This window comes from Flavobacterium adiutor, assembly GCF_048282555.1.
Taxonomy (GTDB): domain Bacteria; phylum Bacteroidota; class Bacteroidia; order Flavobacteriales; family Flavobacteriaceae; genus Flavobacterium.
Map to the genome: position 1 here is coordinate 669493 of NZ_CP182487.1, position 17786 is coordinate 687278.

At 36.0% G+C, this 17786-nt stretch carries 12 protein-coding genes; 11 read left to right on the top strand and 1 reads right to left on the bottom strand.

Features of this window, described 5'->3' with window-relative positions; genetic code table 11:
• Positions 1 to 55 precede the first annotated feature (55 nt).
• The 11 genes from ACNC7R_RS02760 (at position 56) to ACNC7R_RS02810 (ending at position 16263) form a co-directional block, all read left to right on the top strand.
• On the top strand, positions 56 to 1204 hold the full coding sequence (locus ACNC7R_RS02760; RefSeq protein WP_417939489.1) for a sialidase family protein: 1149 nt from the start codon (positions 56 to 58) through the stop codon (positions 1202 to 1204).
• Positions 1205 to 1305: 101 nt separating this feature from the next.
• Complete coding sequence (locus ACNC7R_RS02765; protein WP_417939490.1) at positions 1306 to 2202, top strand: sugar phosphate isomerase/epimerase family protein; 897 nt, start codon at positions 1306 to 1308, stop codon at positions 2200 to 2202.
• A gap of 165 nt (positions 2203 to 2367) precedes the next feature.
• Positions 2368 to 5094, top strand: a complete 2727-nt coding sequence (locus ACNC7R_RS02770) for a glycoside hydrolase family 20 zincin-like fold domain-containing protein (RefSeq protein ID WP_417939491.1) — start codon at positions 2368 to 2370, stop codon at positions 5092 to 5094.
• 368 nt (positions 5095 to 5462) lie between these two features.
• Positions 5463 to 8960, top strand: a complete 3498-nt coding sequence (locus tag ACNC7R_RS02775; RefSeq protein ID WP_417939492.1) for a malectin domain-containing carbohydrate-binding protein — start codon at positions 5463 to 5465, stop codon at positions 8958 to 8960.
• A gap of 159 nt (positions 8961 to 9119) precedes the next feature.
• Positions 9120 to 11525 (top strand): sugar-binding domain-containing protein, encoded by a 2406-nt coding sequence (locus ACNC7R_RS02780; RefSeq protein ID WP_417939493.1) that lies wholly within the window; start codon positions 9120 to 9122, stop codon positions 11523 to 11525.
• Between the two features lie 207 nt (positions 11526 to 11732).
• Positions 11733 to 11954, top strand: a complete 222-nt coding sequence (locus ACNC7R_RS02785; RefSeq protein WP_417939494.1) for a hypothetical protein — start codon at positions 11733 to 11735, stop codon at positions 11952 to 11954.
• Positions 11954 to 12271: a type II toxin-antitoxin system RelE/ParE family toxin gene (locus tag ACNC7R_RS02790; protein WP_417939495.1), complete on the top strand. Its 318-nt coding sequence runs from the start codon at positions 11954 to 11956 to the stop codon at positions 12269 to 12271. The genes ACNC7R_RS02785 and ACNC7R_RS02790 overlap by 1 nt, the downstream gene beginning before the upstream one ends.
• A gap of 365 nt (positions 12272 to 12636) precedes the next feature.
• A complete protein-coding gene (locus ACNC7R_RS02795) occupies positions 12637 to 14169 on the top strand; it encodes an ATP-dependent nuclease (RefSeq protein WP_417939496.1) in 1533 nt (510 codons plus the stop codon).
• 53 nt (positions 14170 to 14222) lie between these two features.
• The gene (locus ACNC7R_RS02800; protein WP_417939497.1) at positions 14223 to 14981 is read left to right on the top strand and encodes an IS5 family transposase; all 759 of its coding nucleotides are present in this window, start codon (positions 14223 to 14225) and stop codon (positions 14979 to 14981) included.
• Between the two features lie 76 nt (positions 14982 to 15057).
• Positions 15058 to 15954: a DNA adenine methylase gene (locus ACNC7R_RS02805; protein ID WP_417939498.1), complete on the top strand. Its 897-nt coding sequence runs from the start codon at positions 15058 to 15060 to the stop codon at positions 15952 to 15954.
• 57 nt (positions 15955 to 16011) lie between these two features.
• The gene (locus ACNC7R_RS02810) at positions 16012 to 16263 is read left to right on the top strand and encodes a hypothetical protein (protein WP_417939499.1); all 252 of its coding nucleotides are present in this window, start codon (positions 16012 to 16014) and stop codon (positions 16261 to 16263) included.
• 65 nt (positions 16264 to 16328) lie between these two features.
• On the opposite strand, the gene ACNC7R_RS02815 is transcribed toward ACNC7R_RS02810, so the two are convergent.
• Positions 16329 to 17591: an MFS transporter gene (locus ACNC7R_RS02815; RefSeq protein ID WP_417939500.1), complete on the bottom strand. Its 1263-nt coding sequence runs from the start codon at positions 17589 to 17591 to the stop codon at positions 16329 to 16331.
• Positions 17592 to 17786: the final 195 nt, after the last annotated feature.

The following is a 17786-nucleotide window of genomic DNA, read 5'->3' on the forward strand; positions in this document are numbered from 1 at the left end:
TGAATATTGCATAATGCATTGAAAATAAATATCATAAATATTTAAAAAATAAATAATGAAACTCAAACACATATCTATAGCCTTTTTGGGACTGCTGCTTTTGGGAAGCTGTAAATCTGCTTTGCAAAAAAAGACATGGAAAGAAGGGATTTTAGTAGATGAATTCATTTATGAGAAAGCACCTTATCCGTCTTGCCATTCCGTAACCATTGTGGAAGCAACCAATGGAGATTTGGTTTCGGCCTGGTTTGGTGGAAGCCACGAAAGACATCCTGATGTGTGTATTTATTCAGCTATAAAACCAAAAGGAAGCGATAAATGGGGCGATCCTATTAAGGTAGCCGATGGTGTGATGCCAGACGGAACAAGATTTCCAACGTGGAATCCGGTTTTGTACCAAATTCCGGGTGGCGACTTGATGTTGTTTTATAAAATCGGACCAAAGCCATCTGAATGGTGGGGCGTTTACAGAACTTCTGCTGATGGCGGAAAAACCTGGTCTGATAAAATTGATATGCCAAGTAAAGATTTTCTGGGACCCATCAAAAATAAACCGGTTTTATTGAGCAACGGAACCTTATTGCTTCCTTCAAGTACAGAAGGAAATGGCTGGCATTTGCGTATGGAATCCACTCCGGATTTTGGAAAAACCTGGGTTCTGGGCGATACCATTTCAAGAGGTAAACAAAAGATTAATGCTATTCAGCCAAGTATTTTGTTCCATAAAGACGGGAGTATTCAGGCAATTGGAAGAACGAAAAACAGAGCCATTTTCAGCACATTTTCAAAAGACAACGGAAAAACCTGGTCGGATTTAGAATTGATTGGATTGCCAAACAATAACTCAGGAACTGATGCTGTAACGCTTAAAAACGGAAAACATTTATTAGTTTACAACCATGTGCTGCCTCCGGGGAATGAAACCAAAGGACCAAGAACACCTTTAAATCTTTCTATCTCTGATGACGGGATCAATTGGAATGCGGCTTTGGTTTTGGAAGATTCAAAAATCAGCCAGTATTCTTATCCTTCTATCATTCAAAGTTCAGACGGAATGGTGCATATCGTGTATACCTGGAGAAGACAAAAACTGAAATATGTAAAAGTTGATCCAAGTAAATTAAAAGCAATTCCAATCAAAAACGGAATCTGGCCTGGACAAGAAGGTGTTGAAGTGAAAGCTGTTAAGGCGGAAGAAGAGTAAATAGTTTAAACCATATAAGTCATATAAGTTTCATTTAAGCTTTTTCTAAATAAGCTAACTTATATGTCTCTTATATGTCTTATATGGTAAAAAAAATAATTATGAAGAATAATATAAGTTTCATTAAAGCTACTGTGGTAGTTCTGACAATTGTTTTTGCAGGAACATTCAACAGCGAAGTTTCTGCTCAATCATCAAAAAAGCAACGCTACAAAGTGGCAGTTTGCGACTGGATGATTTTAAAAAGACAAAAACTCGGTGCTTTTGGTTTGGCCAGCGAAATAAAAGCAGACGGAATCGAACTCGATATGGGCGGTTTGGGGAAAAGACCAACCTTCGACAGCAAATTAGGCGATCCGATTGAAAGACAAAAATTCCTGGATAAATCCAAAGAAACGGGTGTCGGAATCAGTTCCATCGCCATGTCCGGATTCTATGCGCAATCCTTTGCAAAAAGAGATTCGATTAATCTCATGATTAACGATTGTGTGGCAGCGATGAAAAATATGAAGGTGAAAGTCGCTTATCTGCCTTTGGGTACCGAAAGCGATTTGACTAAAAATCCAGAATTACGTCCGATCATTATCGAAAGATTAAAATGGGCTGGAAAACAAGTTGGTAAAATAGGTGGCGTAATTGCTATTGAAACTTCACTGAATGCGACTGAAGAGAATAAACTATTGGAAGAAATTGGCTGTAAACACATTAAAAGTTCTTTCAACTTTGCGAATGCCGTAGATAACGGAAGAGATATCGCAACCGAATTAAAGATTCTAGGCAAAAAACACCTAGCTCAGATTCACGCTTCGACAACAGATGGTGTCTGGCTGGAAAATAATACCAATGTCGATATGCCAAAAATCAAAAAGGCACTGGACGAAATGAAATGGAGCGGCTGGTTAATCGTAGAACGTTCACGCGATGTTACGCAGGTACATAACGTAAAAGCCAATTACGGAGCCAACGTTGCTTACTTGAAGAAAATTTTTCAGAATTAAAATAAAAAAACTGCTAAATCTGCAGAATCTGTGTGAGAAAAATTAGCACGCAGATTTAAAAAGATTCAAGCAGATTCTTAACAGATTTTTTAATCTGTGACAAAACAAATACGATTATAATTTGCGAAAATTTGCGCAATTTGTGGTCAAAAAAATAACAATACAATGAAATATCTAAGTTTACTTTTTTTAGGATTAAGTGTCACTTTTGCATCTGCGCAAAACATCACCATCGTTCGTGATGCGAAAGCACCTAGAGCACAATATGGAGCCGAAAAACTATCAGAAACAGTATCAGCAAAAGGACTTAAAGTAGTTTTTACAGACAAAGTACCTAAAAAATCAAAAGACAAAGTAATTGTCATTGGCGAAAAAGGAACTGATTTTTGGAAACAAAACACCAAAACCGATAAAATAGACGACAGCCAGTTAACCAAGAAAGAAGGCTTTCAAATCCGCACGAAAAAAAACACAATTTTCATTGAAGGAACCGATGCAACCGGAGCTTTGTATGGCGCCTTGGAATTGGCAGACCGAATCAAAACTTCAGGCGAAATTCCATCCGAAATCAATATCGAAGACAGTCCCGAAATGGTCTTGAGAGGATCTTGTATCGGAGTACAAAAACCGGTTTATCTTCCGGGAAGAGACGTTTACGAATATCCATACACGCCCGAATCTTTTCCATGGTTTTACGACAAAAAACTATGGACAAAGTACCTGGATATGATGGTCGAAAACCGACTAAATTCCCTGTATTTATGGAACGGACATCCATTTGCTTCGTTGGTAAAACTAAAAGATTATCCTTTTGCTGTGGAAGTAAGCGAAGAAGATTTCAAAAAGAACGAAGAAATTTATAATTATCTGACTGTAGAAGCGAATAAAAGGGGAATCTGGGTGATTCAGATGTTTTATAATATTCTTGTTTCCAAGCCATTTGCTGAGCATTACAACATTAAAACACAGGATCGTTCACGTCCAATCACACCAGAAATTGCCGATTACACTAAAAAATCAATCACCGCTTTTATCGAAAAATATCCAAATGTAGGATTGTTGGTTTGTTTGGGTGAAGCCATTAATACGGTTGAAGATGACGTAGAATGGTTTACCAAAACGATTATTCCGGGCGTTCAGGACGGATTAAAAGCTTTAGGAAAAACACAGGAACCGCCAATTATCCTTCGTGCGCACGATACGGATGCACCGTTGGTAATGGAAAAATCGCTTCCGTTGTATAAAAATTTATACACGATGCACAAATACAATGGCGAGTCCCTGACGACTTATACACCACGCGGACCTTGGGGAGAAATTCACAAAAAATTGAGTTCGCTGAATTCGGTTCACATTTCAAACGTACATATTTTGGCAAACTTAGAACCATTTAGATACGGTTCACCTGACTTTATTCACAAAACGGTTAAAGCGATGCACACCGCTCACGGTGCCAACGCGCTTCACTTATATCCACAGGCATCTTATTGGGACTGGCCTTACACGGCTGATAAAACCGATAAACGATTACTGGAAATGGATCGTGACTGGATTTGGTACAAAGCCTGGGCGAGATATGCATGGGAAAGCAAGAGAGACAGAACGGCTGAAATTCAATATTGGGACAAGCAATTGGCAGATAAATTCGGAACCGATACCGAAGGTGCTAACAATATTCTGAAAGCTTATGAAGAAGCCGGAGAAATTGCCCCAAAAACCTTGAGACGTTTCGGAATCACCGAAGGAAATCGTCAGACTTTGTTATTAGGAATGTTCGAAAGTCAATTGGTAAATCCAGCTAAATGGAGAGTTTACCCTGGATTCCACGAATCGTGCGGACCAGTTGGCGAATTGCTTTTGGAATACGCCAAAAAAGAATGGAACAAAGAACCACACGTAGGCGAATTGCCGACGCAAATTATTGCCGAAATTACGCAACACGGAAAACTGGCTGTTGAAGCCATCGACAAAGCAGAACCAAAAGTTACGAAAGACAAAGAAGAATTCCTGCGTCTTAAAAACGATATGCACGCTTACAAAGCCTTCGCCGATTTCTTTTCGGAGAAAGTAAAAGCTGCGATTTTGGTCTTGCGTTATAGCTATTCCAACGAAATTTCAGACCTGGATAAAGCGCTTCCGCATCTTGAAGAGAGCATCAAACATTACGAATTATTGGTAAATCTAACCAAAAATCATTACTTGTATGCCAACAGTATGCAGACCGCACAACGCCGAATCCCAATTGGCGGAGACGATGGAAACAACAAAACCTGGGCCGAATTATTGCCACATTACGAAAGAGAATTGGCGAATTTCAAGCGAAATCTCGATCTTTTAAAATCATCCAAAGATGGTAAAATCGTAACCAAAGAAGGCAAGCCGTGGAAAACCGCTGAGGTAACTTTACTAAGTGAAAGCAAAGGAACTTACCCAGTCAAAAACGGAACAAAAGTGTACGGAACGCCAATTTCGGAACTGACAAAAATAGCTCCGGAACTGCAAAACTTAAAAGGAATTGCATTTGAGGAAACTGCACAAAACGAAAACGGAACACACCTGAAATTCAAAAACACCAAAGCCGTAAAACTGGTGGTAGGGTATTTCAATTCCGATCAGAAAAGATTTTTATTCCCGCCAAGTTTAGAAACCGATGCAGCCGGAAATGCACATGGACAAGCTGAGGTTATTTTGGCAAGTGCCATGAATTTAAAAGAATTACCAAGAATCAACATTCACACCTACACCTTCCAGCCTGGTGAAAACAAACTTGATTTAGGCAAAGGAAGAGTTCTGATTTTAGGCTTTATCGACGCTGATCAAACCATTACAACCCGTGATGTCGGTTACATCGACGAAGGCGAAAAAGGTGCGGTAGACTGGTTGTTTTATTAAAAGAAAAAATATTTCACGCAGATTTTGCTGATTTAACAGATCAAATTAAATCTGCAATATCTGCTAAATCTGCGTGAGAAATAAAAAATATTTTGATGATATTTTGGGCGTGTCCCTACGGGTCGGGCTTTCGACTTTATCTTTTATTTCGCTACCGCTACATAAAAGGATACCGCCTCTATCCCTCACGCAAACCAGAGTTGATAAGATATTTATTTCCTGCAAGGTCTTTTTTGACCTTGTAGGTATTTAGATTAAAAGCAAACCTACAAGGTTTTAGAAACCTTGCAGGATAGTAAAGAATAATTTCAGCAATGAAACTTAAATGACCTTATATCACTTATATGGTAAAAAAAGGGTTAAAAAGTATGAAGAAAATAGTTTTTTTTATTTTTTGTTTTTTTGTAGGTGCTTGCTTTGCATGGAGTCAAAGCAGCAAGGAGAAGGCGAAGTTTCGTAAAGAAGTTTCGCTGAATTCCTCCTGGGAAACCATTGTTTTGAACCAGCTTCCGGAAAAGGAAGAAACTTTTGTGCAAAATCCAAAAGTCAATGCACAATGGCAAAAAGTAAACGTACCCCACAACTGGGATCAGTATTACGGTTTTCTAAGAACCAAGCACGGCAATTTACACGGGACCGCCTGGTATCATAAAACACTGCAATTAGACAAAAAAGACAGTTCTAAAAGACTATTCCTTTTTTTTGAAGGAGTTAGTTCCTATGCTACAGTTTGGGTAAACGGACAAAAAGTGGGCGAACACAAAGGCGGGAGAACCACATTTACGGTCGATATTACAAAAGCTATTTCTTTCGAAAAAGAAAATGATATAATTGTCAAAGCATCGCATCCATCCTTCATTGCCGACTTGCCTTGGGTTTGTGGCGGTTGTTCCGGAGAATGGGGATTTTCAGAAGGCTCTCAGCCAATGGGTATTTTCAGACCTGTAACTTTAGTCATTACAGATGAAGTTCGCATAGAACCTTTCGGCGTTCATATTTGGAATGACAAAACCACTTCCAAAGAAAAAGCTGTTCTGAATATTACGACCGAAATCAAAAACTACGGAACTTCAAACCGAAACCTAACTATCGAAAACACGCTTTTTGATCAAAACGGAAAGAAAGTGGTTAGTGTAAAAACTGATATCAAAAACACTTCAGGGGAAACAAAACAAATAGCACAAACACTTCCAGAGATTTCAAAACCCTATTTATGGTCGCCAAGCAATCCGTATTTATATCAATTGGTGACTGCAATTTTTGAAAACGGGAAAAAAATAGACGAACTAAAAACACCATACGGAATCCGTTGGGTAAGCTGGCCGGTGAGTCGTGACGGAAAAGACAACCGTTTTTATATTAATGATGAGCCTTTATTTGTTAACGGAACCTGCGAATACGAACACTTAATTGGAAACAGTCATTCGTTTTCGAAGGAGCAAATCCATTCCAGAGTCGAACAGATTAAAGCGGGCGGTTTTAATGCTTTCCGCGAAGCGCACCAGCCTCATAATTTAGAATACCAAAAAGAGCTGGATGAAAATGGAATCCTGTTCTGGAGTCAGTTCTCCGCACATATTTGGTATGACACACCCGAATTCAAAGAGAATTTCAAAACTTTATTACGCGAATGGATCAAAGAACGCCGAAATAATGCGTCTGTCGTAATGTGGGGATTGCAAAACGAAAGCACCATTCCGGCAGCATTTGCCGAAGAATGTACCCAAATCATCCGCGAAATGGATCCAATGTCAGCTTCGCAACGCATCGTAACCACCTGCAACGGAGGTGAAGGAACCGATTGGAATGTAGTACAAAACTGGTCGGGAACCTATGGTGGCGATCCGTTTAATTATGATGTCGAAATGAGTACGCAATTATTAAACGGAGAATATGGAGCCTGGCGTTCACACGATCTCCACACCGAAGGTGAATTCGATCAAAAAGGAATTTTGAGCGAAAATCGTTTCTCCCAATTAATGGAGATCAAAGTCCGCGAAGCCGAATCGGTAAAAGATAAAATCGCAGGGCAATTCAATTGGCTTTTTGCTTCGCACGAAAATCCGGGACGCGTGCAAAACGGTGAAGGATTTCGTGATATAGATAAAGTTGGACCAGTCAATTACAAAGGACTTTTCAGTATTTGGGGCGAACCTCTGGATGCCTATTATATGTACCGCGCCAATTATGTTTCGAACAAAACCAATCCGATGGTGTATATCGTTTCGCACACCTGGCCGAATCGTTGGGATGCACCGGGAATCAAAAACGGAATCGATGTGTATTCGAATTGTGATGAGGTAGAATTGTTCAATGATATCAATAAATCATCTTTCGGAAAATTGAAAAATCCGGGATTGGGACAGCATTTTCAATGGAATAATGTCAATATTCAATATAACGTTTTGTATGCCGTAGGATACGTAAACGGAAAAGCAGTTGCCAAAGATTATATCGTATTGAACAGTTTGCCAAAAGCACCAAATTTCAACACATTAGAAACTAAAAAAGAAACGCTTTTACAGCCTCAAAAAAATTACAATTACATTTACAGAGTCAACAGTGGCGGAAGCGAGATCACCGATTCTTTCGGGAATTTATGGCAGGCAGACGTTCACAAAAGCGGAGAAAACACCTGGGGTTCTTTGTCTTGGACGGATAATTTCAAACAATTGCCTGATTTTTATGCCAGCCAAAGAAGCACTTTCGATCCCATTTCAGGAACAAAAGACTGGAAATTATTTCAAACTTTCAGATACGGAATCGACAAATTGCGTTACGAATTCCCAGCTCCCGATGGAGAATATTTGGTAGAATTGTATTTCACAGAACCCTGGTACGGAACCGGTGGCGGATTGGATTGCAAAGGATGGCGTTTGTTTGACGTAGCCATTAATGACAATGTAGTTTTGAAAGATTTGGATATTTGGTCTGAAGTCGGACACGATTCGGCATTAAAGAAAACGTTCGCTGTAAAAAGTATAAATGGAAAAATCATTATTTCATTCCCAAATGTAAAAGCGAGTCAGGCGATCATTTCAGCGATTGCGATTGCAACTAAAGATAAAACAATAAAAGGAGTCTCGGCATCGCCTCGAAATATTCAAAATGTTGTTGGTAATTCAGAAACCAAAATAGGTTCATGGTTAGATATCAATTCTACACAATATTCAGATTCTGATGTGGTTTTTATAAAATTACCTTCTGAATTATTTGCTGCCGATTATTTGCAATTGTCATCTAATTCTAAAGTTTCTGGTTCATTCACAACCAAAGAAGATTCAGAAATCTATTTGTTTACCCAATCAAAAGATTCTATTTCGGGTTACAAAAGATTGACAGAAACAGCTAAAAATTCAGATAAAGTGGAATTTTCGGTTTTCCATAAAAAAGTTAAAAAAGGAGAAAAAGTTGGTTTTGAAAATAGTACAATTGTAGTCGTTCCAACTTACGATATGGGCGAAAAAGACGATTCAAGACCCGTGGTGCTTTTGGAAGCCGAAACCGCTAAAACAACCGGAACCGGAATCGAAAAAGGAAATTTCAAAAAAGCGGATTATATCGAATTCAAGGAAAAAACAAACAACAGCATTCAGTTTGAAGTAAAACCCGGAGTTGCAGGAATTTACCTGATGCGTTTTCGTTTTATGAACCAAAATGAAGTCCCGTTAAAAGTCAAATTCAAAATGGAGGATGCCTACGGAATTATGATGCGAAATGACACCATCGAGTTTCCATCCGCAACAGAAAAATGGAAAGTCCTGAATACAACTTCCGGTGGTTACATCAATGCAGGAACGTATAAAATAACATTGGAAGGTGATGATTTGAAGGGATTAATGTTGGATAATTTTGAATTTCAGTAAATAAAAAATTAATCTCGCAAAGTCGCAAAAGCGCAAAGTTTTTTCTTAACCATATAAGTAATATAAGTTCAAGTAAGGCAAACTTAAATTATCTTATATTACTTATATGGTTTAAATTTCTCTGCGTCTCTGCGCCTTTGCGAGAGAAACCTAAAGAATATGATTTTAAAAAAAATTACAATTGCCTTATTGTTTTCGGTGTCAGTTTTCGCACAAAAACAAGCCAGAATTGTCGAAGATTTCAACAAAAACTGGAACTTCAAATTGGGAGATTATCCAGAAGCGGTAAATGCTAATTTCAATGCTTCGGATTGGAGAACTCTGCAATTGCCTCACGATTGGAGTATTGAAGGGGCTTTCGATAAAGACAGTAAAACAAAACAGGCACAGGGATTTTTGCCGGCTGGAAAAGGCTGGTACCGCAAAACATTTACCGTTCCTGCGAATTGGAAAAACAAAACCGTTTCAGTTGAATTTGACGGTGTTTTCAAAAACAGCGAAGTATTCATAAATGGCCATTCTTTAGGGATGAGACCGAACGGTTATATTTCTTTCGCTTATGAATTATCACAATTTTTGAATTTCGGAAAGCAGAATATCATCGCTGTAAAAGTTGATAACGATGCACAGCCCAATTCCAGATGGTACACGGGTTCGGGAATTTATAGAAACGTGCGATTGGTGGCTTCGGAGAAATTGCATGTGGCGAAATGGGGAACGTATGTAACCACACCTGAAGTTTCCAAAGACAAAGCAACCATTCATCTGGAAGTGGATATCGATAACGAAAATGCTTCCGAAAAAGAATTCAAACTTGTGACTTCTATCGTCAATGCTGACAATGTTGAAGTTGCGAATACCACTTCTACAGAAAAAATAGGAGCCAAAACATCGGCAAAAAAGATTCACAATCTGGCTTTGAATCAGCCAAAATTATGGAATACCGAAAATCCGTATTTGTACAAAGTCATAACCAAAATTTATGAGAAATCGAAACTAATCGACAATTACGAAACTCCGCTTGGTTTCCGCTATTTTAATTTTGATGCTGAAAAAGGATTTTCGTTAAACGGTGTTCCTACTAAAATATTAGGTGTTTGCCTGCATCACGACAACGGCGCTTTGGGAGCGGTAGAAAACATTCACGCCCTTCGCAGAAAACTGACCTTACTGAAAGAAATGGGTTGTAATGCCATCCGAATGGCACACAATCCGCACTCATTGGAAATGATGCAACTGTGTGACGAAATGGGTTTTATCGTTCAGGATGAGTTTACCGATGTCTGGAAAAAGAAAAAAGTGACCAACGATTACCACAAAGACTGGGATGTGTGGCATAAACAGGACTTGGAAGATTTTATCAAACGCGACCGCAACTATCCATCGGTGATGATGTGGAGCATCGGAAACGAAATACGTGAACAATTTGACAGTACCGGAATTGCGATTACCAGAGAACTGGCTCAAATTGTAAAATCGCTCGACAAGACCCGTCCCGTTACTTCGGCTTTAACCGAAAATGTAATCGAGAAAAATTTCATTTACCAGTCGGGTGCTTTGGATTTATTGGGATTCAATTACAAACACGAAGATTATAAAGATTTTCCAGTCAAATTTAATGGGCAGAAAATAATAGCTTCCGAAAGTGTTTCGGCACTCGAAACCCGTGGTCATTATGATTTTCCTGACGGAATTAAAGCATGGCCGACTAAACACGGCGCTGCATTTGACGGCAATGCAGACTGGACGGTTTCGGCTTACGATCAGGTGAAATCCTATTGGGGTGCTACGCATGAAGAAAACTGGAAAACCATCAAAAAACAGGATTTCATAGCGGGCACTTTCATCTGGACAGGATTCGATTATATTGGCGAGCCCGATCCGTATCCGTATCCGGCAAGAAGTTCTTATTTCGGGATTATCGATTTGGCGGGACTTCCAAAAGATGTGTATTATATGTACCAAAGTGAATGGACGACTAAACCCGTGTTGCATCTTTTCCCGCACTGGAACTGGCAAAAAGATCAGGAAGTCGATGTTTGGGCGTATTACAACAATGCCGATGAAGTAGAATTGTTCCTCAACGGAAAATCATTGGGCAAAAAATCCAGACAAAATGACGATCTGCATATCTCCTGGCGAGTAAAATACGAACCCGGAACGATAAAAGCCATTTCCAGAAAAGACGGAAAAGTAGTGTTGGAAAAAGAAATCCACACTGCCGGAGCAGCTTCCAAAATTGATTTGAAAGCCAATAAAACTGCCATCAAAAACGATACTTACGATTTGGTTTACGTAACCGTTTCTATTGTTGATAAAGACGGAAATCTTCTGCCAAATGCTAATGACCTAATCAATTTTGAAGTGACAGATGGAGGAAAATTAGTGGGTGTTGATAACGGCTATCAGGCGAATTTAGATTCTTTTAAAGCGAATTCTTGTAAATTGTTTAATGGTAAATGCATTGCGATTATTCAGTCGAACGGAAAGAAAAAAGATATTCAGTTAAAAGCTTTTACAGGAAATGGAATTACTGGCTCAGCGATAGAAATAAAAGTAGATTAAGAGCCTGTTTAAAATTTAAATATTTAGATTTTATGAGATTATTTTTCGATAGATGAGGCAAATTTTGAAAGAATAATAGACTTATTTTTGAGTAAATTTAACGAAATATAACGGAAAATAAGCCGTAAAAAGCAATTAGATAAAATCTAAACAGGCTCTAAGTATTTCAGGAAAATAATTTTGTATTTTTGAATAAAATATGATGCCATGGATTTGCAAACTAGAAAAATTGAATTTGTACAGGAGTTTCTAAAACTTCAAAGTGAAGAATTAGTGTCTCAGTTCGAAAATTTGCTGAAAAAGAAAATGCAAAAGAAAGCCGAACCGATGTCTGTTGCGGAGTTAAATTCAAGAATTGATCAATCCGAAAATGACTTTAAAAATGGTAAATTCAAGACTAGTGATGAGCTTTTATCAAAATATAAATAATGAAATTTAAAATTATTTGGTTCGATTTTGCAGAAACTGAATTAGACAAAATTTTTGAATATTATATTGAGAATGCAAGTTTACAAGTCGCAAAAAATATAATTGAGAAAATCATTCTGGAACCCAATAAAATTCTTTCGCATCCTGAGATTACCCAAGTGGAAGAATTATTGCTCGACAGAGAAAATGAATATCGATATTTGATTTGCGAGAATTATAAAATCATTTACACCATAGATTCTAAACAAAAACTAATAATGATTGCCGATGTTTTTGACACCAGACAGAATCTGGCAAAAATTAAAAGAACAAAATAAATATCTAAAATAATTCTAAGGTTGTCTGAAAGGACAGCCTTTTTTATTGAAAACAACTTTCATCTGATTTTTATTATTTGGGTATGCTTGTCCCGATGGCTATCGGGAGGCTGTCCATTATATCTTTTTTTTTCCTAAAGAAGGAAAAGAAAAGGATGCCATTTCCATCCCTTATACGGAGAGTAGTTTCATAAGGAAATTTAGGGTTATTTTTAGGTTTGTTTATTTGTAATAAAAATTGCGTTATATTCGTAAATTAAAATGTTTGCATATAATCAAAAACACTCTCCTTAGTAATTTTTTTTAATTAAATTTTGATAATAGGTTGTAGACAAATATTTATTAAATCAATATAAAAACTAAGTATGCTAATAAGTAAAATACATGTTGAAAAATTTAGAGGTTTTGAAGATATTGAATTTGAACTCGGCGAAAGTATCACACTTATTGCTGGACAAAATGGAACTCAAAAAACTACAATTTTAGGCTTATTGAGTCAACCTTTTTCAATAACAGATAAAACAAACCCTCTTTCTAATGAAAAACCATTATGCGGAGGAAATTACAAATCTTCATTTTCTGAAAAATTTAAATTATCAAAATCTTTTGATAAACCTAAAACTCATTCATGGACATTGTCTACAAATGATTCTGAAAATCCAGAGTTTACTGTTGAAAGCATTGTAAGAGACGCTAAAACACAAGAAATTAGATTTTGGAAAAAAGGAGATCGCTCAAAAGGTTCTGGCTATTTACAATATCCTGTAATATATCTTAGTCTATCAAGATTATTTCCTATTGGTGAAGATAATGCATTGGCTCAAAGTAATAATATTTTCTTAACAGTTGACGAAATTAAACTTTTAAACGAATGGCATAACAAAATTTTAATAATTCCAGATTTAGAAATAGATGAGTTTAATTATTTAGAGAGTAAACAAAAAAATACAATAGGAGTTAATACGAAGTATTATGACTGGAATATGAATTCCGCAGGTCAGGATAATCTTGGGAAAATACTTTTAGCAATCTTATCTTTTAAAAGATTAAAAGAAAAATATCCTACTGAGTATTCAAAAGGAATTCTTGTCATTGATGAAATTGACACTACTTTATATCCAGCTTCCCAAATAAAATTATTAGAGTACTTACGAAAATTTTCTTCTAAATACAGTATACAAATCATTTTTACCACACACTCTTTAAATTTATTAGAAACAGCTTGCTCAATTCAGCAAGAGCCTAAACAAGCAAAATTAATCAAGGTTATTTATCTTCAAAAGTTTGATACAAAAATAAAGGTCATTGACAGTCCTTCATTTAATTTTATACAAAATAGATTAAATGTGAGTTTATCCACTAAAAAGGAGGATACAAAAATCAATACTTTTACAGAAGACAAAGAAGGAGAGATTTTTTTTAAAGGTCTAATTAAAGCAAAAAAAGCACAATTAAATTTTCTTCAATGTACAATGGGATGTTCTAACTATATAGAACTTGTTAGAAAAAAAATTCCGGGATTTAATTTTCCTCAAAGTATAATTTGTTTAGACGGTGATGTTAGAAATGAACCTAACAATATAAAAGTTATAAAAAATTTTAAAAATATACTACTATTACCTGGAAATAATTCTCCGGAAAGATTACTTGCTGAAATGCTTTATGAAGAATCAGAAGCATCTCCAATTTGGAACAATTTATTTCAAGATTATACTAAGCAATTATGTTTTCATGAATTCTCAATCACTGATATCCGAGTAGATAGACAAAAAGCAAAAACATGGTTTAATAAGCAAAAAGATTATTGGGGAAGTAACAATAGTTGTAGTAGAATTATAAATATTTGGATTCAAAAGAATAAGAGCCTGTTTAAAAATGTAAAAAAAAAGTCTTTATGAGTTAAAGAAACCGATTGGAATTATTCTTTTTGTGCTACCAAACTACAAATAAGATGTATCCAACCGATTTAACAGAAACTCAGTGGCAATTTATAAAAAAAACATTAGAATTAGGTGATAGAAAACGTAAACACAGCTTGCGTTTCATCTGGAATGCGATCAACTACCTTATTAAGAGTGGTTGTCAGTGGCGAATGCTACCTAGTAATTTTCCAAAATGGCAGCTTGTTTATTATTACTATTCAAAATGGGCAGATTTAGATTATTTTGATTTATTGCTTTCGAAGTTAAGAGAAGGAGTCCGTAGTAAAAAAGGACAAAATGCAGAACCCAGTTTAGGAATAATGGATAGCCAAAGCGTTCGTTGGGGAAATAATCGTTCTTTAAAAAGTTTTGATGGAAATAAAAAAATAAAAGGTATAAAACGACACGTTGTCGTTGATAAAAATGGCTTTTTATTAGCCATTATGGTAACGGTAGCGAGTATTCATGATAGCAAAGCAGTATTTTTATTGATCAGAACCCTAAAGGATTTACTTTGTTCTGTAAAAGTTATCCTTGCCGATGGAGGCTATAGAGGTGAAATTATAGAACAAATTAAAAACAATTTTGGCTATATAATTCAAGTAGTTATGAGGTCGGATGATAAAAAATCAGGCTTCAAGCCTACACACAAAAGATGGGTGGTAGAGAGAACATTTGCATGGTTTGACAACGATAGAAGATTATGCAGAAATTATGAACTATTAATTGATTCTGCTGAAAACGTAGTCAAATTAGCAGCTATTAAACATTTATTGAATAAAATTTAAACAGGCTCTAAAACTATTTACGAAGAATTTATAATTGAATTTGATAAATTTGTAGAGAAATTTAAAAAATAAAACTTTGTTGGAGATTCAAAAAAAAAGCTTTTTTTATTCACCGCTCAGATACCCAGGAGGGAAGAATACTTTGTTTCCTTTTGTTTCTAATCTAATTAAAGAAAATGGCTATACAAATACTATTTATGCTGAGCCTTATGCAGGAGGTTGTGGACTTGCTTTAAAACTTCTCTTCGAAGAAGTTGTGAATGAGATTTATTTGAATGACTTTGATTATTTTATTTATTCTTTTTGGACAACAATATTAAATCAAACAGATGAATTTTGTGATTGGATTCAGAACTTAACAATTGATATGGAAAATTGGTTTCATTACAAACAAGTTCTTATTAATCCTTCAGAATACGCTCAATTAGAAATAGCAAAAGCAACTTTTTTTTTAAACAGATGTAATATTTCAGGGGTAATTAAAGGAGGAGTTATTGGGGGAAAAAGTCAAGATGGAAAATATAAGATTGATGCAAGATTTAATAAAACTAAGTTAATTGATAAAATCAAATTGATTGCATCAAAACGTGACGTAATTAATTTCACTAATTTAGATGCATTAGATTTTTTAAGAACTCTTGAAAACTTAGAATCAGTATTTATATATTTAGATCCGCCTTATTTTAAAAAAGGTTCTGAATTATATCTTAATTTTTATAAAGAAAAGGATCATAAAGAACTTTTTGAATTTCTCTTTTCGTTTGATAAAGACTTTATTTTGTCATATGACAATAATGATTTTATAAAAAATCTTTATCAAGATTATTCTATCTACATGTTCAATATATCTCAATCTACATCTAATAAAGTTGGAAATGAAATTGTTATATTTTCAGGTAATCTTGATTTCGAAAATTCATTAACGTATTTAAAATCTCCCACGAGAATAGTTTTTGATAATATTTTGCTATGATATATATGTTTTTTAATAACGAAATTGAAAAAGGAACTAAAATAATAAGAGAATTGTATGAAATCTAAAAATAATATCAAAACACTCGACCAATTTAAAACGAAACATTACGGAGAAATCGGAACAGAAAAACGTGATCAACTTGATAAAACAATAAATATTATTTTTAATACAACACAACCTGAAGAAATTATTTCTTTATCATTAGAACAAATAGAAATGTTATTAATGAGTGAAGAAGATATTCAATTTGGGAAATTCATTTCTGAATCAGAACTGAGCAAACGTGATTCAGAATGGCTCAGTTAAGTATATTTTGGACTGAAACTGCAATTCGTCAAAAATCACTGAGCAGTTCTTAGGTACTTATACCCTCAAACCTCATCCCCCTCTGTCATATCAATAGTCTTTGGATGCAAACTAACCAATTGTAAAACGATAGCACTCACAACTACAAATAACAGCAGTACAAAAACGTGCCGCATTCCACCATTATCAGCGGCTTTTCCTAAAAACTCGGTGATCACAGCCCCAGCTGAAATACCGACAAAATTCATAATTCCATATCCGGTAGCACGGTAGCGAGGCGCAACAAACTGACAAAGAATAGGCATATTGTTGGTGTCGTATATTCCGAATCCAAGGCCAAAAAGAATAGCACCAAAAACAATAGCTGCTGTGTCGCAGCAGTAGCCAAATAAAAACAATGCCGGAATGGTAAGGAACAATCCGATAGCGCTGGTGTAAATTCTTCCTTTAAGATGTTTCATCACCCATCTGTCTGAAATGGCACCACCAATTAAAACGCCAAAAAAGGAAGACATCGAAATGGTAACCGTTGCAATGGGTCCTGCCAGAGCCATATCTAAATGTAACGTTTCGGTAAATAAGGTGGGTAACCAGTTTTTGGCCGCCCAGCCCGGTAAACTGGGTGAAGCGAAATAAAAGAGTAAAACCCAAAAGGAAATATTACCAAATAACATTCCCAATCCTTTAAACATCTGTCTGAATTCAGAGATTGTAGATGACTTTTTTGCAGGATCAAAAAAATACGTTTTCTTTTCCTGCAGAAAAAAGAGCAGCACTAAACTGTAAAGTACACCAAGTAAGCCTACCGAGTGAAAGCTGAAATGCCAGGAAAAATGCTTAGAAACAGTAGCTCCAAAACCGCCCAGTGCCTGTCCTAAATAAATTCCGGTGGTATGAATGGCAATAGCAAAAGAGCGTGTTTTTTCCTGATGGTAATCTGCAATTAAGGATAATGCTGCCGGAATATAAAAAGCTTCACTAAAACCCATAATGCCACGCAAAATATAAATCTGATTGAAAGTGGTGGCATAACCCATCGCCATGGTAACTCCAGACCATATAAAAAGACTTCCTATGATGATTCTTTTTCGGTTAAACCGATCCGCTATAATTCCGGAAACAGGGCTCATAAGCGCATAGATCCAAAGGAAAATAGCCATTAGGAGACCAAAATTTTCAGCTTTAGCCAATTCAGGAATGTCATCCATCATGGCTGACTTCATAGTGGAAAGCATTTGTCTGTCTAAATAATTCAATAAAGCAACAAACCACAACAATCCCACAACAATCCATGGATAGGATTTTTTTTCATTCAATTTTGCAATCATTTTCTTTTTTCAAAATAAAGGCCGAATATACGAATTCAAACGCAACAGGAAAGAATTGTTTTTCCATTTGATTTGTTTGTGATGTTTACTATTTGATTCTTGCTTGTTTTGTTTTTTTGAATCATTACAAAAAGGCAAAATGTTGTTTTCTAGCCCCGATCGCAGTGGAAACCCTTGTGTGCCGGGGTTCGGCAT